Below are 20225 nucleotides of genomic sequence, written 5' to 3'. Positions count from 1 at the left end.
CCCAATGCGTTGATTTTTCCCCAATACTAACAAGATCGTCAGGAAAAGTAGAAAATTTCCCAGTTCACTCCCTATAAGCGGAGCAATAAAGTTGGTATTATGTGCGCCAAATTTATGAACTAGATCGAGATATGCATTCATTCCACTTGGTGGATATTATTCAGGATAAAGGCTTTTAGCCCCTGATTAACTCGGAATGCATAGCTAACCAATTCCCAGAATTGAAGGAAGCGCGTGTGAATATCCAAGCACTTATTAACGACAAAGTATCTCAGGCTCTTGAAGCCGCTGGCGCACCTGCAGGCAGCCCTGCAGCCGTTCGTCAATCTGCAAAACCTCAGTTTGGTGATTACCAAGCAAACGGCGTAATGGGCGTAGCAAAAAAATTAGGTACTAACCCACGCGAATTTGCACAGAAAGTATTGGATGTTCTGGATCTTGACGGTATCGCTAGCAAAACTGAAATCGCAGGCCCTGGTTTTATCAACATTTTCCTTAGCGAAGAGTTCCTAGCGAAGCAGGCTGAAGTAGCCCTAGCAGATGCGCGCTTAAGCGTTGCTGCTGAAGAGCAAAAGACCATCGTTGCTGACTACTCAGCACCAAACGTTGCTAAAGAAATGCACGTAGGCCACCTACGTTCAACCATCATCGGTGATGCGGTTGTTCGTACTCTTGAATTCCTAGGTCACAAAGTGATTCGTGCTAACCACATCGGTGACTGGGGTACTCAGTTCGGCATGCTTATCGCTAACCTAGAGCGCGTACAAAAAGAGTCTGGCGAAGTTTCTATGGAACTGTCTGACTTAGAAACCTTCTACCGTGAGTCTAAAAAGCTATACGACGAAGACGAAGAATTTGCAGCTCGCGCACGTAACTACGTAGTTAAACTACAAAGCGGCGACGAGTACTGTGCAGAGATGTGGAAGAAGCTTGTTGACGTTACTATGGTTCAAAACCAACGTAACTACGACCGCCTAAACGTTTCTCTTACTCGTGATGACGTTATGGGTGAGAGCATGTACAACGACATGCTACCTGGCATTGTTGCTGACCTTAAACAACAAGGTCTAGCACAAGAAGATGACGGCGCTCAAGTTGTATTCCTAGAAGAGTACAAAAACAAAGATGGCGAAGCGATGGGTGTTATCATCCAAAAACGTGATGGTGGTTTCCTATACACGACAACGGATATCGCTTGTGCTAAGTACCGTTACGAAACACTAGGCGCAGACCGCGTTCTTTACTTCATCGACTCACGTCAACATCAGCACCTAATGCAAGCTTGGACTATCGTTCGAAAAGCGGGTTATGTGCCAGAAGAAGTATCACTAGAGCACCACGCGTTCGGCATGATGCTAGGTAAAGATGGTCGTCCATTTAAGACTCGTGCCGGTGGTACAGTTCGTCTTGCTGATCTACTAGATGAAGCGGAAGAGCGCGCAATCAAACTGATTGAGTCTAAAAACCCAAGCCTAGACGCAGAAGAGAAGAGCAACATTGCTAACACAGTTGCAATGGCTGCGGTTAAGTACGCTGACCTTTCTAAGCACCGTACAACAGACTACGTGTTTGACTGGGACAACATGCTTGCGTTTGAAGGCAACACAGCGCCTTACATGCAGTACGCTTACACTCGTGTATCTTCTATCTTCGCTAAAGCGGGTATCCCTATGGATAACCTAGCAGGCGAAATCAAAGTGACTGAAGAGAAAGAGAAAGCGCTGATTGCTAAACTGCTACAATTTGAAGAAGCGGTTCAATCTGTTGCTCGTGAAGGTCAACCACACATCATGTGTAGCTACCTATTCGAACTAGCAGGTCAGTTCTCAAGCTTCTACGAAGCGTGCCCGATTCTTAACACTGAAGATGAATCAGTGAAGCAGAGCCGTCTGAAACTGGCAGCACTTACTGCGAAGACAATTAAGCAAGGTCTATCGCTACTAGGTATCGAAACGCTAGAGCGCATGTAACAAAGCATCAAGCTTTAAGATAATCAGAAAGGTTGGCGTGAAAGCGTCAACCTTTTGTTTTATCTGGCGTATACTGACCCCATTCAATGCAAAATGGAAAACGATAATGAGTTTTGAACTGCACCCTCAATTGGCAAAAGATACCTCTATCATCGGCCACTTCCCTCTGTGTGTTGCACTGCTGCACAAAGACAATGCAGTGCCTTGGGTTATCTTAGTCCCTAAGCGCACCAATCTAAAAGAGCTGCATCATTTGCCGATGCAAGAGCAACAACAATTCTTGTTAGAGTCTCAAGCGGTAAGCCAAGCACTAGAAGCGACGTTCCAGCCAGATAAGCTTAACCTTGGCGCTCTGGGCAATATGGTCCCACAGCTTCATATTCACCATATCGCTCGCTTCCAAGATGATGTCGCTTGGCCAGGTCCAGTATGGGGCAATACCAAGGGTGAGTTCCGCTCAGAAGAAGAGCAAGCAGCACTACTCACTCGCATTGGTAACGTACTGTCACTGAGTAAGCTATTCACGCGTGCTTAAGTTTGTAACGCTTACCTCCTAAAAGAACATCCGGAACATCTTCTGAAACAAATATAAAAAAAGCCGCTCTTAACAAGAGCGGCTTTAAACGTTTTCACTACATGGTGACTGTCATGGCAAGCGAATTACTTTCAACCTTGGCGTAACGGACACGAGTAACATGCTTGGCTTGATTAGTGTCGACTAATCGCGACACCAATCCTTTTTTAATCCACACCGACAGCATTGCATCGACGCCATCTTCACTAAGGTGAAACTGCTTGGCGAGCTCTTTTCTTGATACGCTACCTTGAGCATCAATGCACTGTTTTAGCTGACTAAGAATCATGCTAGTTGCGCCTCTAATTCTTTACTCTGCTTATTACCCACGGCTTTTAGCAAGCGGTAAGTCACAACACTGACTGCAATGATGCCGCCAATCCAAGCCGCACTAGAAGCTGGGTGGTCAGCAAAATGCGACGCTTGGTAATATAGAGTTGCGCCGCCATATGCAAGACCCATGGTCCAAACCGCGATAAAGCGAGCGTACTTTTGGCCAAATTCACGAACATAAGCACCCATAGCCGCAACACAAGGTGTGTAAAGCAGAATGAAGATTAGGTATGCAAATGCCGCATTGCTTGATGCGAAGTAACCTTTCAGGTTACCGAAGATCGAAGCATCAACTTCTTGCTCATCAGCAACGGCTTGGCTATCTGTTAGATCGCCCACTTCAATACCTAGTGGATCAGAATAGCTAAGAGCTGCAAGGTTGTCAGGAATAGACATGACTGCTTCTTCAAGACTCGCTATTAGATCGAATTCACCCGCATCTTCGTCACTCGGAGCATAAAGACTGTTTAACGTACCAACAACCGCTTCTTTAGCAAAGATACCTGTGATGATACCAACCGTTGCAGGCCAGTTATCTTCTTGAATACCGATAGGCGCGAAGATTGGTGTAACCACTTGCGATGCTTTTGAAAGCACTGAGTTTTCACTGTCTTCGTTACCAAATGAGCCATCAGTACCGACTGAATTTAAGAAGCTAAGAATAGTTACGACCACGACAATCGTTTTACCTGCGCCCAACACAAAGCGCTTGAGTTTTTGCCATGTCTTGATGACCACATTGCGCATAGTTGGCAATTCGTAATCTGGCATTTCCATCACTAGGCTGTCGCTAGAACCTGGGTATAAGGTATTTTTCAGAACTAGCCCAGTGAAAACAGCTGCTACGATACCTAGTAGGTAAAGAGCAAAAACAACGTTTTGTCCGCTTTGAGGGAAGAATGCTGCTGCAAACAAGGCATAAACAGGTAGGCGCGCACCGCAAGACATAAATGGCGCCATTGATGCAGCCAGTTTACGCTCACGCTCTTGGTCTAACGTGCGAGTTGCCATGATTGAAGGAACGTTACAACCAAAACCAAGAACTAATGGTACAAATGCTTTACCTGGCAAGCCGATCTTTTGCATCACTTTATCAAGTACAAACGCTGCACGAGACATATAACCCGAGCTTTCCAGAACCGCTAGGAACAGGTACAGACAAGCGATAACAGGGATAAAGGTCGCCACCGTTTGGATACCACCGCCGACACCATCAGCAAGCAGAGTAACCAGCCATACTGGTAAGTGATCATCTAATAGATAATGACCGCCATCCACCAGCAGGGCCCCTACACCAATATCGAAAAAGTCGATAAACGCGCTACCAATGTTTATTGAGAACATAAACATTAGATACATCACGACAAAGAAGAACGGCACGCCAACCCACTTGTTTAGGATGACGCTATCGACCTTCTCAGTAAAACTATGGCTTAGCTTTCCTTCAGTACGACGTATCTTCTTACATTGCTCGTGTAAGAAGGTGTACTTCACGTCAGCTACTAATAAGTCGATGTCTAAACCAACCGACTGCTGCTGAGCGCGTACTGTTGAGCGTTCAGGTTGCGCTAGGGCGTTCAAAACCAAGAGATCATTTTCTAGCGCGCGGATCGCTAGAGCACGTTCAGCGACTTCCGATTGATGAGTAAAGATAGGCTCAAGCTGGCTGATCGCTTGCTCAAACTCATCACCATAATTCAGACGCATTTCGTTGAGAGCAACACCTTGTACCAAGGCTTTGTGCAAACGGTCTTTGAAGGCATAAACTTGCGATTTATTGTTGGCCGAAATCGCAAATACAGGACAACCCAACACCTTCTCTAATGCTTTAAGATCGATCGTTTGTCGTTCACGCTTCAACGCGTCCATCTTATTTAGAACCACTACCATTGGGCGGCCTAGTTCACGCAATTGAAGCGTCATATATAGGCTACGTTCTAAGCACGTTGCATCGACAACGTTAATAATCAGGTCTGCTGGGTGTGTTAAAACAGCGCGAGATGCGATTGATTCATCGATACTGTTGCCATCGTTACCACTGTCCAAAGCGTAGATACCAGGTAAATCGGTCAGTAAAAAGTCGTCGCTAGAATGGGTGTATTTACCTGTTTTTTTCTCAACGGTAACACCGGCCCAGTTACCTACCTGCTGCTTGGCGCCCGTTAAGCCATTAAAAAGGGTTGTTTTACCACTATTAGGGTTACCAACGGTAAGAATCTTGTATTCCATTAGTTCACCTCTACTTGAATAGCATCAGCAATGTTGACGCGAACAGCTAAGGATACTCCACGTACTTCTACTTGCAGCGGGTCACCCATTGGGGCTTTGCGGATAAGTTTTACCGGTGTCTGAGGGAGTAACCCCATAACCATCAGTTTTTTTCTTACGTCATTGGAAAGTTCAGTAAAGCTCGTAATGGTTGCTTTTTGCCCTTGTTGTAATTGTGACAGTTTCATAAGGTAGGCCAAAATATTTAAATGAGAAGGATTTCTATTAACAATCGCAATACTAGCTCTGATATATGTTGCAGATCTTGTCTGAAATCAATGTTTGCAATAATTCGATAGTGAAAAACGTAAAAACAACCCTCGTTAATTACGTTAAAAGCAATGATGAATCCGACATAAATAATATGGGGATATCTCTTAACGAGACAAAACGAGACACTAAACCCTTAAAATACAACGGCTTAAAAACATGTCGCTTTTCTTATGCTAATCTGGCGTTAATTTTATAAGTAAAATAAGTCACCACCGTTATAGTTATTCACGTCGACAGGGAACACCCTAACGACAACAAGATTGAATTCCAGAGGTGACGCAGCAAGCGTCACTCCGGCAGCAAGCGAAGGTGTCATTGGCACCCGTGGTATAGTCCCCCCGGCTATACCACGATATTTTTTTTCTTGTATTCTCTACCCCGGCACTCAGCACTCAGCACTCAGCACTCAGCACTCAGCACTCAGCACTCAGCACTCAGCACTCAGCACTCAGCACTCAAGAATAGTCCTACCGTTTTATTTTCAACATCACTTATTTTTAAGTAAGTAAACTCGTGCGTAGAATAACGCCATAGTGGTCAGGCTGGTCATTGTATTGTGGCGAGAGAAAGCGCTTATGCGCACTCACCTAGCCTCTAGCTTGATATAGGAAAGGAATTAGAGCCTATCTTGCTGCTCAACGAATTGGGTTGGTGGCATGCCAAAGCGGTGCTTGAAGCGCTGACTGAAGTAAGAAGGGTCATTAAAACCACACTCAAATGCAACTTCTGAGACCTTCTCTCCAGCCAATAGACGACGACAAGCATTGTCTAGACGCACTTCGGTTAAGTACTCAGTAAAGGTTTTCTCGGTCGCCGACTTTACTCTGCGCTGTAAGCTACGCTCAGAAACAAATAGCATCTTAGCCGCGGCAGAGGTACCAAACTCGGCATTGGTGTAATTATTTTCAACAAGCGTAATCACTTTTTCTAGCCAAGGATCATCATCTTCAAATACTGCGCTTTCTTGATTCGAAGGTATGGCGACAATTGAGTCTTCATCAAAGATATCACTCGCTTGCCAAGCGATTTCAATTAAGTTCCTCTCATCTGAAATATGAGAAGTCATTTCACCGCCACTTTGCTCGACCAATGAGCGGAGACTTTGCAGCGTCGAAGTCAGTATTGAATCACTTTCTAACTCTTCACCCTGATCGAGCATCGCGAACGCAATCAGATCATTTCTGCGAGATAATTGAATGACCACGGTCTGATTTCGATAACAGCGTTTAACAATGCCATCAAACAACAGGTTAAACAGTTCGTCTAGGTTAAAGTGCGTCAGGCTGACATAGAGATCATTTTCAACTTCGAGTTCTACGTGGACACCCGCTTTGGAGAACTCTTCTGTCCAGCCACTTAACGCCGATTGAATGATCAGAGTCAGATTGTGCACAGGAAGTGCTTGTCCGTTGGTCGAGCGCGTCGAGGCAAGCAGGTCTAGCTCTCTCGATAGTTGTTTCAATACACTGTTTGTTTCAGCGTTTTCTGCATAAGTGGCTAATTTGTCTTTCAGTGCATTCACTGACTGAGTGAATATCAGCCTCCTAACTTGGAGTTGCTTTCTCAGTTGCTGGTTATTGGTCAAAAGAATTCGACTTTGATGACGCAGCTGGTTGGTTTTTAAGGCAATTTGCGCTTTTAACTCACGGTTCGCAGCCGACATAATTCTTGAACGCCAGTAAACAGACGTCACGATGATGACAATTAACACGACAATGTAGGCCACGATTGCCGAGTTAGTCATGAACCACGGCTCCGTCACGCTAAATTGATAACTGTTACTTTGGCCCTGAAGTACCCCATTGCGCAACGCTCGTACATCCAATGTATAGCTGCCCGGCATGAGATGCTCAATGGTTAACGTCGTGCCATCTAACGCCTGCCACTCCGCCCCTTCATTTAGTCGGTATTCCAAATTGAGGTTATTCGCTCTCGGCAGCACGCCAAATTGGAATGTTATCGACTCTTGGTAGCCTAAATTTGGTCGTTCTTTTAAGGTGTTACCCAACGAATAGAGCGCTTGATCGCGCTTAATCTGACTAAATATCACCTGAATGTCCGGCAATCTGCTGACGACAAGTTCATGCGTGTTGACTTTCACTAGACTCAAATCCGCACCAAACAATAGCGTACGTTGGCTGTCATTACTGTAGCTACACAGTCCTGGTGAAAATTCATTATTGATCAGGCCGAACGGCTCGCCATAGTGATGGATCAGCTTGCCTTTTGGGTTATAGCGAGACAAACCTGTCGACGAGGTCACCCATATCCCATCTTGGTTTTGCAGTAAGCATTTAGGCGTAATATGGCCATCAACCATCTTAATAGGTTCAGCTTGCTCTAGATATAAATCGAGTTGATAGAGGCCATAACGACTCGCAACCCACAGTTCATTATCAGCAGGTTGGATGATATCAATCACCTCGCCATATGGAACGCTTTCACCGACAAAGTGCACCTGCCCATCTTTTAGCAAGTAGACACCGTGCTCAGTACCGAGTGATAAATAGCCCTGATTCGTCACATGCATATGCGTTAATTGAGCCGGGAGATATTTATCTATCATCCACTCTGAACCATATTGGGTTAACTTGCCGCTCGATAGGTGGTAGCTCCAAACTTGTTTCTGGCTCGCACCCCAAACCACATTGTGATTGTCTAATTCGATAAAGCGAACGCTATTATCTTTCAAAAAGCGCGGCAGCGAGTCATCAATAATTTCGCCGCTGTCACTATTGATACAGACAATACCTTTATCGGTGGCTAACCAAAGTACACCGTTACTTTCTTCAAAGTCATGTATCTTGCCTTGGTATATCAGCGTTCGGCTACCAATGTTTGACAAACTAATCCGATATAACCCACTGTTGGACAACGCCCAATACCCATCGTGATTAGCGGCTGGAGTGAGCTTTTTCAATGACTCTTTACGGTTATTGAAGCTGAGTTGAGCGCTAGGGAAACGTTCAAACTTCTGAGAAAACAGCGAAAAATATCGAACACCTCGGTCAGTCGCGACCCAAACCCCACCAGCACCATCATTAAGCAGCGAATAGATTTTCTCACCTGAAAGCGCGTTACCGGCTAGAAAGCCCTGATCAAAACGCTTGGTTTCGCCAGTTAAAAATGAATAGACGAATAGGCCTTTCTCCGTACCAATCCAATACTCTTGACTGGTTTCGGTAATACTTAATACATGGCTGCCTGCGATACTTTTGATTGGTTTGTTTGGCGCGGTAATATCAAAGATTAACGCTCCATTTAATGACCCTATGATCAGCTCTCGTCTATTTTCTGAAAAGTAGAGCTTCTCGACATAATGCTTACCGGAACTCGCAACATGCTCGAACTGCCCTTCTCGCGAAAGATATACGCCAGCGTTGGTCGCTAATACCCAACGGGAATAGATAAACTGCGCATCATTAATCAAGATCTTTGAAGACTGGTTATATTGGTAGAGCTCCATCAATGAGAAGGTCTGAAACTCACCTGTATCGACGTTGTAGGTGTAGAAATTGCGTTCATCCGATACCCAGATAAATCGCTTTGAAGCTCCTATGCGTAATATTTCACTGCCCGGCGTCAGGCTAAAGATCAGCTCTTTTTCTTGATTAGGAACCGTTCTGTAGATTTCATTTTGGAAAAACGTCCAGAATGCGTTATCGAGAAACGCGACTTGCTCCACTTCAAACTCTAATGCCGAACCGACTTCTGGGGTAATGTTTTGCCCATCAAAGAAGAGAACTTGATTACGCACATCTTGGAGCCATATGCCTCCACCATCTGCGAGAAAAAGTTGTTTAGCCGCAAAGACTTTTCCCTCAGCCTGAGTCGGCAAGGGATAGAAGACCATAAGTGACGAGTTGGACGCAAAAACATGTACTGGTATCAGTAACATGAACAACATCCATATTGTTCTAATCAAAAACTTGTCCTAGCAGCGAAAAAGATAGACCAACAACGGTCATTGGGCCTAAAAACAGCCCTATATTATTTTGTGATAATAATTATCTAGTAATTGCACAGATTAACAAGTGAGGGTTATCAATTATTGGTGACTTTTTAAAGGACTTCACAAGACAGGAGTAAGCCAAAGGTAGGTTTACCTTTGGCTTAGCGAGATTATTGACTTAAACATTGGCTAAAACTATCAGCCAGATTTTGCTTAAATTTGAAATATCCACCAATAACAACGTCAATTTCTGCACCAATTGGGTCCAACACACCAGTCTTTGCTTGGCTGCCACGTGTTACTGATTCAACCACGGCTGGCGTAAACTGGGGCTCTGAGAAGACACACTGTGCGTTTTGGCTTTTCAATGCTTTACGAATTGCAATCAAGGTCTTTGCGCCCGGCTTTCTGTCTGGGCTAACCGTGAAGTAACCCAAGTGATTCAATGGGAAATCCTGCTCGAAATACCCGTAGGCGTCGTGAAAAACGTAGTAACCAGCATCCGCGACTGTTGCTAGTTGGGCTCTAATCTGCTCTTGCTGCTCTGTTAGCTGCGCTTCAAATGCGGTGAAGTTAGCTTGATACTGAGCTTTGTTCTCAGCGTCAATTTCAGCAAGACGTTCAGAGATCGCTTGTGCGATTTGTAATGTCGGTTTATAACCAAGCCAGAAGTGCGGGTCATGGCTACCATGATCATGCCCATCATGCTCGTGATGATGACCACCACCGTATTCACGTAGCTCAAGGCCTTCCGTCTCGCTTAATGTTAATACGTTTTGTTGGCTTTCTAGCACCTTAGTAAGAAACGGTTCAAGATCGCTACCATACCAAATCACAAGATCCGCAGTACGCAGGCGTTTTACATCTGAAGGCTTTAACGCATAATCATGTGGGGAAGCGTTTGAAGCGACTAACACTTCTGGCTCAGAAACACCTTTGGTGAGCTCAAGAGTAATCAACTGGATCGGTTTGATACTGGTTAAAATGGTTGCTGCATGAGCAAATGACGAGCTAACAAGCATGAGGGCACATGCGGAAATAAAACGTTTCATAGCGAACAAAATTACTCTCTGGTTTAACGGACCAACAAATGTTACATTATAACATTAAGCAATTGCAAATGAGTTCCATTCATGTCGGCACTAGTCGAGTTAAATGACATCTGCGTTCAATTTGATGAACGAAAAGTACTAGATAGAGTCAACCTATCTCTCCAACGTGGAAAAATCACTACTCTGATTGGCCCTAATGGAGCCGGTAAATCAACCCTGGTTAAGGTGCTATTAGGCCTACAACGACGCTACAGTGGTAAGGTCACTAAAGCGAAAGGGGTAAAGGTCGGTTATGTACCGCAAAAGCTCAAGCTAAATGACTCTCTCCCGCTTAACGTCAAGCGTTTTCTTTGCCTGGCTGGAAAATATAGTCAACAAGAGCTGCACGATGCGTTGAAACTCGTTGGCGCTGAGCATCTAATCTCAAACAATATGCACTCTTTGTCTGGCGGTGAAAACCAGCGTGTTCTGATTGCTCGTGCACTATTACAGCGCCCTGATCTACTGGTACTCGATGAGCCTGCCCAAGGCGTTGACGTTCAAGGGCAAATCGATCTCTATGACCTTATCGATACGATTCGTCACCGTTTTAACTGTGCGGTATTTATGGTCTCGCACGACTTGCATTTAGTGATGGCAAAAACAGACGATGTTATTTGCCTGCATCACCATATTTGCTGTTCAGGTGCGCCCGCTGACATTGCGCAGCACCCAAGTTACATCGCGCTGTTTGGCCATACACATCAGCAGTCGTTGGCCTTCTATCATCACCAACATGACCACCACCACCACGACTTAGCTGGCCAACCAGTCTCAGGCGAAGGGTCACAATGTTCTCATCACTCTCACGGGCATCATCATGATTGAGTTTCTGCTACCTTCTATTCTTGCAGGTCTTGGTATTGCAGCCATTGCAGGCCCTTTAGGCTCTTTCGTTGTTTGGCGACGCATGGCCTATTTTGGCGATACCCTCGCGCATGCTTCTCTTATGGGTCTAGCGCTCGGCTTACTGCTTGATATCAATCTCTATCTCGCCCTGACTGTCTGCTGTTTAGCGCTAGCTATTCTTTTGGTAACGTTACAAAAGCAGCAAGTCGTTGCCACTGACACCTTGCTCGGTATTCTTGCCCACAGTGCGTTATCTTTAGGCTTGGTCGCGGTCAGCTTTTTGGATAATGTCCGTATCGACCTTATGAGCTATCTATTTGGTGACTTACTGGCCGTTACGCCCGAAGACCTTGTGTATATCTACCTTGGTGTTGTGGTCGTAGCCGCGGTATTGAGCTTTTTCTGGCGCTCTCTACTATCAACAACCGTTAACGAAGATTTGGCTGCTGTCGAAGGACACAATGTTGATTTGATGCGCCTAGTGTTGATGTTGATGGTCGGTCTAGTGATCGCTATTGGTATGAAGTTTGTGGGCGCTCTGATTATGACCTCACTACTGATCATTCCTGCTGCAACGGCGCGCCGCTTTGCCAAAGCACCAGAGCAAATGGCACTTTTCGCCTCTCTGATAGGCGCTGTAGCCGTGTTGTTTGGCCTTTCATTGTCATGGCACTATGACACACCTGCGGGCCCTTCAGTGGTGATTAGCGCAACCGCTATGTTTATGCTCAGTCAGTTATACCGAGTAAAGAGCTAGCATAACGACTCTCCCCTTCTCCCCTATATGTAAAAAAGCCGACGCAGATGCGTCGGCTTTTTCGTATCTATAGCAACTAGGGATTAAGCGCCTTCGTTATGCAGCTCTAAGTTAGCCAGCTCTTGCTGAATCTCACGCTGTACCTTGGCATCATCACTGCGCAGAGACTCAAGGAAGTCGAGGTATTTTTGGTCGATGTCACCAGTGACATACTCACCGTTGAATACAGATGTTTCAAACTTAGTGATATCCGTATTACCTAAACCTACAGCATCAACAAGATCTTCTAGCGTTTGGAAGATAAGCTCGTCCGCACCAATTTGCTTACAGATAGCGTCATTGTCACGACCATAAGCAATCAGTTCTGTCGCGCTCGGCATATCGATACCGTAAACGTTCGGAAAACGAATCTCAGGAGCGGCTGAAACCATGAAGACCTTCTTCGCACCAGAGTCACGAGCCATCTCAATGATCTGCTCAGAAGTGGTGCCACGAACAATAGAGTCATCAACCAGTAGTACGTTCTTATCTTTAAACTCAGAGCGAATCGCATTGAGCTTACGACGTACTGATTTCTTACGCTGCTGCTGTCCCGGCATAATGAAAGTACGGCCAACATAGCGGTTCTTAACGAAACCTTGGCGGTAAGGTATGTCGATAGCTTGAGCAATCTGCAGTGCAATATCACAAGAGGTTTCTGGAATTGGGATAACTACGTCAATATCTAGATGGCTAAATTCGTCACGAATACGGTCACCTAGTTTCTTACCCATTTCAACGCGTGCACTGTATACCGACACTTTATCAATGAAAGAGTCAGGACGAGCAAAGTAAACAAACTCAAAAATACATGGGTTTAACGTTGGGTTGTCAGCACACTGCTTAGTATGAAGCTGGCCATCGAATGTCGCATAGATTGCCTCACCTGGTGCCACGTCACGGACAAAGTCAAAGCCAACTGCGTCTAATGCTACGGACTCAGAGGCAACCATGTATTCCGTCACACCGTTGATTTCACGCTTACCTAGGCATAGAGGGCGAATGCCGTTAGGATCGCGGAACGCAACCATACCATGACCGATGATCATCGCGGTTACCGCGTAAGCACCTTTGATAGCACGGTGTACATTAGTGACTGCACGGAACACATCATCTGCAGTCACGTTACCTTTAACGGTATCAATTTCATGAGCCAGTACGTTTAGTAGTACTTCTGAGTCAGAGGTCGTGTTTAAGTGACGGCGATCTTTCTCAAATAACTTTTCGCGCACTTCTGCAGCGTTAGTTAGGTTACCGTTATGTGCCAGTGTGATACCAAATGGAGAGTTCACATAGAAAGGCTGTGCTTCAGAAGCGCTTGAGCTCCCTGCTGTCGGGTAGCGCACGTGGCCAATACCCACTGAACCTTGTAGGCGTTGCATGTGTTTTGCTTCGAACACATCTTTCACTAAACCGTTCGCCTTACGCAGACGAAAACGATTGCTTTCTATGGTACAAATACCCGCGGCATCTTGGCCACGGTGCTGCAATACCGTCAACGCATCATAGATAGACTGGTTTACAGGCGTAGTGCCCACGATTCCAACAATACCACACATGTCTTAACCCTCGATTTTCGACAATGACTGGCGCGTTATAGCGCGCCAGATAAGAAACTAGATGTTGCTTGTAAGTGTTCAAAGAAAGGTGCAATGACGCGGCTAAACTCCGGTACTAATTGTGAACCTTTCCACCACTGTGAGTCTGGAAACGATGTAAACGCATCCATAAAAAATAGCGCGGCAGAAACGATAAGAACACCACGTAAGCCGCCGAACACGACGCCGAGTACTCTGTCTGTTCCTGACAAACCTGTTTTCTCTACTAATTGAGCGATGACGTAATTTACGATGGCGCCAACAATTAGTGTTGCGATAAACAAGGCTGCTATCGCTGCTCCGTTACGAAACATCTCATCTTCGATATTGGTGAAGTACACCGCTAACTTAGCGTAGTACTGACTGGCGATAAAAAAAGCGCCAAACCAAATAACTAATGACAAGGCTTCCTTCGCGAAACCGCGAACTAAACTGATCAAAGCGGATAGCCCGATCACACCTAAAATGACGATATCTAATGTATTCATTTGCTACTTACATCTTAAGTTGGCGCGCATTTTAACAGAAAAAACGCTGACGCAAACGTTTTCTTATGGGTTTAGTGGTTTAAATTTGATCAATTGACCTTTTGAACCGGTAATTTTTTCCAATTCAACAATCTGACGTTCCAATTTACTCTTTGACACATCTGGGCCAATTATTACTCGAGTAAAGCCGTTCTCAGGTTTGGTATGCGCTTGGTATCCACGCTTTTGTAAGTCCTTGACGAGGTTTTTCGCATTGTCAGCATTTTTAAGTGCCATCAACTGAACAATCCAAGCAGTATCTTGATACTCATTACGCTCTGGTACTTCTTTAACCACCACAGGTAACGGTTTATCTTCTGCCACCGCCTCGTCGTCTATATCAACCACTTCTACTGGGGTATCCGGCAGACTGCTTGAATCATCAACTGGGTCTAGGACTTCAAAGCTTTCCAATTCACTATCAAGCTCAGGCTTTAACGGAATGCTCGCGATCTCTTCTTTGTAATGGGTTTTCTCCCCATCCAAAACATCGGGCAAAACAATCACCCCAATCGCCACCAAAATAATGGTGCCAACCAGACGATTTTGAAACTTACTTGCCATTTAAACTCCTTTATTTTGCCAATGCTCCAGCACTTCCCCTACGGTATGGAAGGAGCCTACAACAAGAATGACATCTTCTGCCTTCGCATTTGTCATTGCAGCTTCAAAAGCCTCAACAGGCCTAGAGAATTGCTCTGTCACTTTCGGAAGAAACTGACAAAGCTCTGCCGCTTCAGCAGCTCTAGGGCCTGAGAGCGACGCTGGGTACCAATTTGATGCCACTGGTGCTAATGCTTCAAGCGTCGATTGGATGTCTTTATCGTGCAGCATGGCAACCACAGTGTGAATAACCTTATCTGGGTACTGCTTCGCCACGCGTTCAACAAGGTATTGCGCAGAATGAGGGTTATGAGCAACATCTAGTAAAATCGTAGGTTCTGTGCTTAGAATCTGCATACGACCTGGCAGCTTAGCATTCTGCAAGCCTTTGACGATATTCACATCGGAGATATCAAGGTTCGATGTCCCAAGAGCCATTAACGCAGTGGCGGCATTTTGCAGAGGTAAACCCGGTACTGGAAGATTCTCTAACTCATAACAGCCATGAACCCAACGCCAAGTATTATCGTCGACAAGTTCATAGTTATATTGAATACCGACTTGATACAGCTCAGCGCCAATATCATCAGCATGGGCTGCAACCGTTGCAGGCGCTTTTGGCTGGCCACAGATAGCGGGTCTATCGCTGCGATAGATGCCTGCTTTTTCGAAGCCAATCACGTTGATGTCATCGCCTAGCCAATCAACATGGTCGATAGCCAAGCTGGTAATGACAGAAACATCATGATCGACAACGTTGGTCGCATCTAATCGGCCACCTAAGCCGACTTCGAGTAGAACAACGTCGACGTTCTCAGTTTGGAACAGACGCAGCGCTGCTAGCGTACCGTACTCGAAAAAGCTCAGGCTAATCTCACCTCGTTGCTTTTCAATATAATCAAAAGCTTCAGCGTGCTTCTCATCAGCAAGATCTTGGCCGTTAATACGAACACGTTCGTTGTAGCGGATCAAATGGGGAGAACTATACACACCGACGGAATAGCCAGCATCGAGCAGAATCGCTTCCATTAACGCACAAGTAGAGCCTTTGCCATTTGTGCCAGCGACCGTAATCACTGTAGGAGCAGGTTTGGTAAGATTTGCTGATTGAGCAACAGCTTGAACACGATCTAAACCAAGGTCGATCGCGGAAGTGTGGATGTTTGTTAAATAATCAAGCCACATCGCTAGTGGTGATGTGGCTTGGGGAATTTGGGTTTGACTCATCTAACTTTAACCAATGAATTGTGGTTGCCTGTTAGTAAGTTACTTTACCCTTTTTCGCTCGCTTCTGGTACAGAATAAGCAGCTTCATTTGGCGAATCGTCGACTGAAACAACCAATGGTGATGGTTTATTGTTCATCTTCGCCATTAGGCTACCGATACGCTGACGCATTTCGCGGCGATCAACGATCATATCAATCGCACCGTGATCCAATAAGAACTCACTGCGTTGGAAGCCTTCTGGTAGATCTTCACGTACCGTTTGCTCGATAACACGACGACCTGCAAAACCGATTAGCGCTTTAGGCTCACCGATATTGATGTCACCTAGCATCGCTAGACTTGCCGATACACCACCCATTGTAGGGTCAGTCATTACCGAGATAAATGGTAGACCTTTCGCAGATAGACGCTCTAGCGCGGCACTGGTTTTCGCCATTTGCATTAGAGACATTAACGCCTCTTGCATACGTGCACCACCACTTGCTGAGAAACATACAAGACCACAGTTAGCTTCCATTGCTGCTTCTGCTGCACGTACAAAACGCGCACCAACAACAGAACCCATTGAACCACCCATAAATGAGAAGTCGAATGCACAAGCAACGATAGGCTGACCTAACAGCTCACCTTTCATTACTATAAGAGCATCTTTCTCACCGCTGCTCTTTTGAGCTGCAGAGATACGGTCTTTGTATTTCTTAGAATCTTTGAACTTCAGCTTATCTTGCGGCTCAAGCTCGTCCGCGATTTCAACACGGTTATTTTCATCTAGGAATGTCTCAAGACGACGACGCGCCTTCATACGCATGTGATGGTCACATTTCGGACATACTTCTAGGTTACGCTCTAGTTCAGCGTGGTAAAGCACTTGCTCACATGAAGTACATTTAGTCCAAACCCCTTCAGGGATAGACGCTTTACGTGAACTAACGATGTTGCTTTTTTCTAAAATCTTTTCAAGCCAACTCATGGAAGACCTTTTCTCTCTACTCCTTCGCGATCGCGAAGGATACAAATTCTGAATTTACGCGTGAGGATTAAAGCATATTAAATGCCAAGTGTAGACAAAAAACTGGTTGTACCTATTTCTTGAAGGAAATTCTCACGCACTAAAGCTCTGATTCTTTCGACAATTTACCACGGTTTAGTTCAAGTTGTCTGGCAAAAATAGTGGCCCAATCGGCACTCTTGGCAATTCAAATTCAGCCGGATAATCAACATCAACTAAATACAAGCCTTCGGCCTTTGCCGTCGCCCCTGCAAGCTTGCGATCTTTTACCGCAAGAAGCTCAGCAATCCACTCTGGTTTTTGTTCGCCACGGCCAACACAAATTAAACTACCGGTGATATTACGCACCATATGGTGAACAAAGGCATTGGCCTTAATATCAATCACCACGAACTGGTTATGGCGCGTCACATTAATGTGCATCATATTGCGCCACGGACTGCGTGACTGACAGTGGGTAGCTCTGAATGACGTGAAGTCATTCTCACCTAATAGGTATTGAGCCGCTTGGTGCATCTTCTTCTCGTCAAGTTCACCGTGATAGTGACTGACACCAGAAGATAAGATCCCCGGACGTAGTGCGCTGTTGAAGATAATGTATCGGTAACGACGTGCAGTTGCGGAAAAACGTGCATGAAACTCTTCAGGTACTTCTTTCGCCCAACGGACAGCAATATCATCAGGTAAGTTCGCGTTAGCACCCATTGTCCATGCAACCATTTTACGCGTTGCTGTCGTATCAAAATGGACTACTTGCCCCGTGCCATGCACACCTGCATCTGTTCGGCCAGCACATTGAACTTCGATCGGCTGATTCGCGACAACGCTCAATGCACGTTCTAATTTCTCTTGAACGCTCTTAACTTCTCTTTGGCGCTGCCAGCCATAGTATTGAGTACCATTGTATTCGATACCTAAAGCAATTCTCATCAGATATTCTCACTGGTTCCTAAATTGGGGCGGGAAGTATATACCAAAAAGTAAGGGGGCTAAACTGCCCCCTTTTATTCGATTTAATTAGGATTTGTTGATTGTGTCGATAAGGTTCTTCGCTTCGCGGCGAATTTCGTCATTGCCATCCACGATTGCTTCTTCCAGTAGCTTTCTAGCGCCTTGAGCATCATTCATCTCAAGGTATATTTTTGCCAGATCAAGCTTACCAGCGGCTTCTGAATTGGCATCAACATCGTCTCCTGTCCCGATGTCACCAATCACATCTGGGAAATCATTCAAACCAACATCCAGCTTAAGCTCTTCATCAATTTCTTGAGCTTCTTCTGACTCAACCTCCGCCATCAACTCGTCGATGGTGCGGTACTTGTTCTCCTGAGGGTTAAACTCATCCAAGTCTGGCTGGTCTTCCCAATTTTCATCCAATATCTGAGCTTGTTCCGGCTGGTTCTCTTGCGACCAGACGTCTTGCTCATCTTCAGGGATCTCATCAGGGATCTCCGCTTGTTGATCCGGTGACAAACTGAAACCATTCCAGTCTTCACCAATTTCAAGCATGGCGTCGATGTCCATACCGGCACTATCTGAGGTCGTCTCATCAATTGGTGTATCAAACGAGAAGCTTGCTGGTTGAGTCTCATCTTCAGACAGTAATTCATCAAACGTCGATTCATTGAACTCTTGACGCTGCATCTTAACATCGTCTGACTCATCTTGAACGTTCTCTGCAGGAATCTCACCTAGCTCAGGCAGTTCTACAGGTTCAAGTTCAAAGTCATCACTCTCTTCACTTAGATCTTCAGCAAGAGGCTCTAAGTCTAACAGGGCGTCTTCTTCGCTGTACTCAGGCAATTCAAGGTCATCGATTTCTAGCGATGGCTCCTCGGCTTGAGGCTCTGGCATCTCCAGTTCAGGTTCTGCAATCGCATCCGCTAGTGCGTCTTCTTCGCTGTACTCAGGTAGCTCAAGATCATCAAGTTCTAACGATAACTCTTCTAGCTCAGATTCTGGGATATCAAGTTCAGGAGCGGCAATCGCGTCTGCTAATGCGTCTTCTTCGCTGTACTCAGGCAGTTCAAGGTCATCAAGTTCTAGTGATGATTCTTCCGCTTGAGGCTCTGGCATCTCCAGTTCTGGTTCAGCAATCGCGTCTGCCAATGCCTCTTCTTCATTGTACTCAGGCAATTCAAGGTCATCGATTTCTAGTGATGGCTCTTCCGCTTGAGGCTCTGGCATCTCCAGCTGTGGTTCAGCAATCGCGTCAGCTAATGCGTCTTCTTCGCTGTACTCAGGCAATTCAAGGTCATCGATTTCTAGCGATGGCTCTTCCGCTTGAGGCTCTGGCATCTCCAGCTCTGGTTCAGCAATCGCGTCTTCTTCGCTGTACTCAGGTAGCTCAAGATCATCAAGTTCTAACGATAACTCTTCTAGATCAGGTTCTGGGATATCAAGTTCAGGAGCGGCAATCGCGTCTGCCAATGCTTCTTCTTCACTGTACTCAGGCAATTCAAGGTCATCGATTTCTAGTGATGGCTCTTCCGCTTGAGACTCTGGCATCTCCAGTTCAGGTTCAGCAATCGCGTCAGCTAATGCGTCTTCTTCACTGTACTCAGGCAATTCAAGGTCATCAAGTTCTAATGATGGCTCTTCGGCTTGAGGCTCTGGCATCTCCAGCTCTGTTTCAGCAATCGCGTCAGCTAATGCGTCTTCTTCACTGTACTCAGGCAATTCAAGGTCATCGATTTCTAGCGATGGCTCCTCGGCTTGAGGCTCTGGCATCTCCAGCTCTGGTTCAGCAATCGCGTCTGCGAGTGCGTCTTCTTCGCTGTACTCAGGCAGTTCAAGGTCATCGATTTCTAGTGATGGCTCTTCCGCTTGAGGCTCTGGCATCTCCAATTCAGGTTCAGCAATCGCGTCCGCTAATGCGTCTTCTTCGCTGTACTCAGGCAATTCAAGGTCATCAAGTTCTAATGATGGCTCCTCGGCTTGAGGCTCTGGCATCTCCAGCTGTGGTTCAGCGGTAGCATCTGCTATTCCAGCTTCAGGCTCATCAATTAACCAGTCATCATCTTGTGGCGTACCAAATTCATTTGGAATAGCCTCAGACATTGGCGCTTGAGGTTCTTCTTCAGGAGCTTCAGGAGCTTCAGGAGCTTCAGGAGCTTCAGGAGCTTCAGGAGCTTCAGGAGCTTCAGGAGCTTCA

The 20225-nt window shown here is 45.8% G+C and carries 16 protein-coding genes; 4 read left to right on the top strand and 12 right to left on the bottom strand.

Annotated features, from left to right (window positions below; genetic code table 11):
- Positions 1-236: 236 nt before the first annotated feature.
- Together argS and ACHUFZ_RS10850 are read left to right on the top strand one after the other, a co-directional pair.
- Entirely contained in the window at positions 237-1970 is a 1734-nt protein-coding gene (gene argS, locus ACHUFZ_RS10855) for an arginine--tRNA ligase (protein WP_394127181.1), read from the top strand.
- Between the two features lie 106 nt (positions 1971-2076).
- Entirely contained in the window at positions 2077-2505 is a 429-nt protein-coding gene (locus ACHUFZ_RS10850) for an HIT family protein (RefSeq protein WP_394127180.1), read from the top strand.
- Positions 2506-2602: 97 nt separating this feature from the next.
- On the opposite strand, the gene ACHUFZ_RS10845 is transcribed toward ACHUFZ_RS10850, so the two are convergent.
- From ACHUFZ_RS10845 to znuA, 5 genes are all read right to left on the bottom strand, one after another.
- Entirely contained in the window at positions 2603-2833 is a 231-nt protein-coding gene (locus tag ACHUFZ_RS10845; RefSeq protein ID WP_394127179.1) for a FeoC-like transcriptional regulator, read from the bottom strand.
- Positions 2830-5106 carry a Fe(2+) transporter permease subunit FeoB gene (gene feoB, locus ACHUFZ_RS10840; protein ID WP_394127178.1) on the bottom strand — a complete coding sequence of 759 codons (2277 nt, stop codon included), beginning with the start codon at positions 5104-5106 and terminating at the stop codon, positions 2830-2832. Before feoB ends, ACHUFZ_RS10845 begins: the two co-directional genes overlap by 4 nt.
- Positions 5106-5333: a FeoA family protein gene (locus tag ACHUFZ_RS10835; protein ID WP_004413294.1), complete on the bottom strand. Its 228-nt coding sequence runs from the start codon at positions 5331-5333 to the stop codon at positions 5106-5108. Before ACHUFZ_RS10835 ends, feoB begins: the two co-directional genes overlap by 1 nt.
- Before the next feature lie 701 nt (positions 5334-6034).
- A complete protein-coding gene (locus ACHUFZ_RS10830; protein WP_394127177.1) occupies positions 6035-9316 on the bottom strand; it encodes a helix-turn-helix domain-containing protein in 3282 nt (1093 codons plus the stop codon).
- A 224-nt stretch (positions 9317-9540) separates the two neighbouring features.
- Positions 9541-10422 (bottom strand): zinc ABC transporter substrate-binding protein ZnuA, encoded by an 882-nt coding sequence (gene znuA, locus ACHUFZ_RS10825; RefSeq protein ID WP_394127336.1) that lies wholly within the window; start codon positions 10420-10422, stop codon positions 9541-9543.
- 81 nt (positions 10423-10503) lie between these two features.
- On the opposite strand from znuA, the gene znuC reads away from it, so the two are divergent.
- Positions 10504-11289 carry a zinc ABC transporter ATP-binding protein ZnuC gene (gene znuC / locus ACHUFZ_RS10820; protein WP_394127176.1) on the top strand — a complete coding sequence of 262 codons (786 nt, stop codon included), beginning with the start codon at positions 10504-10506 and terminating at the stop codon, positions 11287-11289.
- A complete protein-coding gene (gene znuB / locus ACHUFZ_RS10815; RefSeq protein WP_134835874.1) occupies positions 11282-12067 on the top strand; it encodes a zinc ABC transporter permease subunit ZnuB in 786 nt (261 codons plus the stop codon). The genes znuC and znuB overlap by 8 nt, the downstream gene beginning before the upstream one ends.
- An 83-nt stretch (positions 12068-12150) precedes the next feature.
- Here the strand turns inward: znuB and purF are convergent, their stop codons facing one another.
- The 7 genes from purF to ACHUFZ_RS10780 all read right to left on the bottom strand — a co-directional run.
- Complete coding sequence (purF, locus tag ACHUFZ_RS10810) at positions 12151-13665, bottom strand: amidophosphoribosyltransferase (RefSeq protein ID WP_394127175.1); 1515 nt, start codon at positions 13663-13665, stop codon at positions 12151-12153.
- Between the two features lie 35 nt (positions 13666-13700).
- On the bottom strand, positions 13701-14192 hold the full coding sequence (locus ACHUFZ_RS10805; RefSeq protein ID WP_004413287.1) for a CvpA family protein: 492 nt from the start codon (positions 14190-14192) through the stop codon (positions 13701-13703).
- 63 nt (positions 14193-14255) lie between these two features.
- Positions 14256-14795, bottom strand: coding sequence for an SPOR domain-containing protein (locus tag ACHUFZ_RS10800; RefSeq protein WP_394127174.1), 540 nt, complete (start codon positions 14793-14795; stop codon positions 14256-14258).
- Positions 14796-16061, bottom strand: a complete 1266-nt coding sequence (gene folC, locus ACHUFZ_RS10795) for a bifunctional tetrahydrofolate synthase/dihydrofolate synthase (RefSeq protein ID WP_394127173.1) — start codon at positions 16059-16061, stop codon at positions 14796-14798.
- Between the two features lie 44 nt (positions 16062-16105).
- Positions 16106-17032, bottom strand: coding sequence for an acetyl-CoA carboxylase, carboxyltransferase subunit beta (gene accD / locus ACHUFZ_RS10790; RefSeq protein WP_394127172.1), 927 nt, complete (start codon positions 17030-17032; stop codon positions 16106-16108).
- Positions 17033-17206: 174 nt separating this feature from the next.
- Positions 17207-18001: a tRNA pseudouridine(38-40) synthase TruA gene (gene truA / locus ACHUFZ_RS10785; RefSeq protein ID WP_394127171.1), complete on the bottom strand. Its 795-nt coding sequence runs from the start codon at positions 17999-18001 to the stop codon at positions 17207-17209.
- Between the two features lie 87 nt (positions 18002-18088).
- Positions 18089-20225, bottom strand: a 2137-nt coding sequence (locus tag ACHUFZ_RS10780) for a FimV/HubP family polar landmark protein (RefSeq protein WP_394127170.1), incomplete at its 5' end; no start/stop codon positions are given.

Origin of the sequence: Vibrio hepatarius (assembly GCF_043642085.1) — a bacterium.
In the GTDB taxonomy this organism is placed as follows: domain Bacteria; phylum Pseudomonadota; class Gammaproteobacteria; order Enterobacterales; family Vibrionaceae; genus Vibrio; species Vibrio hepatarius_C.
Note: the sequence above shows the minus strand (reverse complement) of the source record. Positions and strands in the feature narration are given on the sequence as shown.

What these genes read in the sequence shown, in the direction of transcription:
- ACHUFZ_RS10850 (WP_394127180.1), top strand. Translation starts at nt 2,077, where the DNA reads ATGAGTTTTGAACTGCACCCTCAATTGGCAAAAGATACCTCTATCATC.
- ACHUFZ_RS10845 (WP_394127179.1), bottom strand. Translation starts at nt 2,833, where the DNA reads ATGATTCTTAGTCAGCTAAAACAGTGCATTGATGCTCAAGGTAGCGTA.
- feoB (WP_394127178.1), bottom strand. Translation starts at nt 5,106, where the DNA reads ATGGAATACAAGATTCTTACCGTTGGTAACCCTAATAGTGGTAAAACA.
- ACHUFZ_RS10835 (WP_004413294.1), bottom strand. Translation starts at nt 5,333, where the DNA reads ATGAAACTGTCACAATTACAACAAGGGCAAAAAGCAACCATTACGAGC.
- ACHUFZ_RS10830 (WP_394127177.1), bottom strand. Translation starts at nt 9,316, where the DNA reads ATGTTACTGATACCAGTACATGTTTTTGCGTCCAACTCGTCACTTATG.
- znuA (WP_394127336.1), bottom strand. Translation starts at nt 10,422, where the DNA reads ATGAAACGTTTTATTTCCGCATGTGCCCTCATGCTTGTTAGCTCGTCA.
- znuC (WP_394127176.1), top strand. Translation starts at nt 10,504, where the DNA reads ATGTCGGCACTAGTCGAGTTAAATGACATCTGCGTTCAATTTGATGAA.
- znuB (WP_134835874.1), top strand. Translation starts at nt 11,282, where the DNA reads ATGATTGAGTTTCTGCTACCTTCTATTCTTGCAGGTCTTGGTATTGCA.
- purF (WP_394127175.1), bottom strand. Translation starts at nt 13,665, where the DNA reads ATGTGTGGTATTGTTGGAATCGTGGGCACTACGCCTGTAAACCAGTCT.
- ACHUFZ_RS10805 (WP_004413287.1), bottom strand. Translation starts at nt 14,192, where the DNA reads ATGAATACATTAGATATCGTCATTTTAGGTGTGATCGGGCTATCCGCT.
- ACHUFZ_RS10800 (WP_394127174.1), bottom strand. Translation starts at nt 14,795, where the DNA reads ATGGCAAGTAAGTTTCAAAATCGTCTGGTTGGCACCATTATTTTGGTG.
- folC (WP_394127173.1), bottom strand. Translation starts at nt 16,061, where the DNA reads ATGAGTCAAACCCAAATTCCCCAAGCCACATCACCACTAGCGATGTGG.
- accD (WP_394127172.1), bottom strand. Translation starts at nt 17,032, where the DNA reads ATGAGTTGGCTTGAAAAGATTTTAGAAAAAAGCAACATCGTTAGTTCA.
- truA (WP_394127171.1), bottom strand. Translation starts at nt 18,001, where the DNA reads ATGAGAATTGCTTTAGGTATCGAATACAATGGTACTCAATACTATGGC.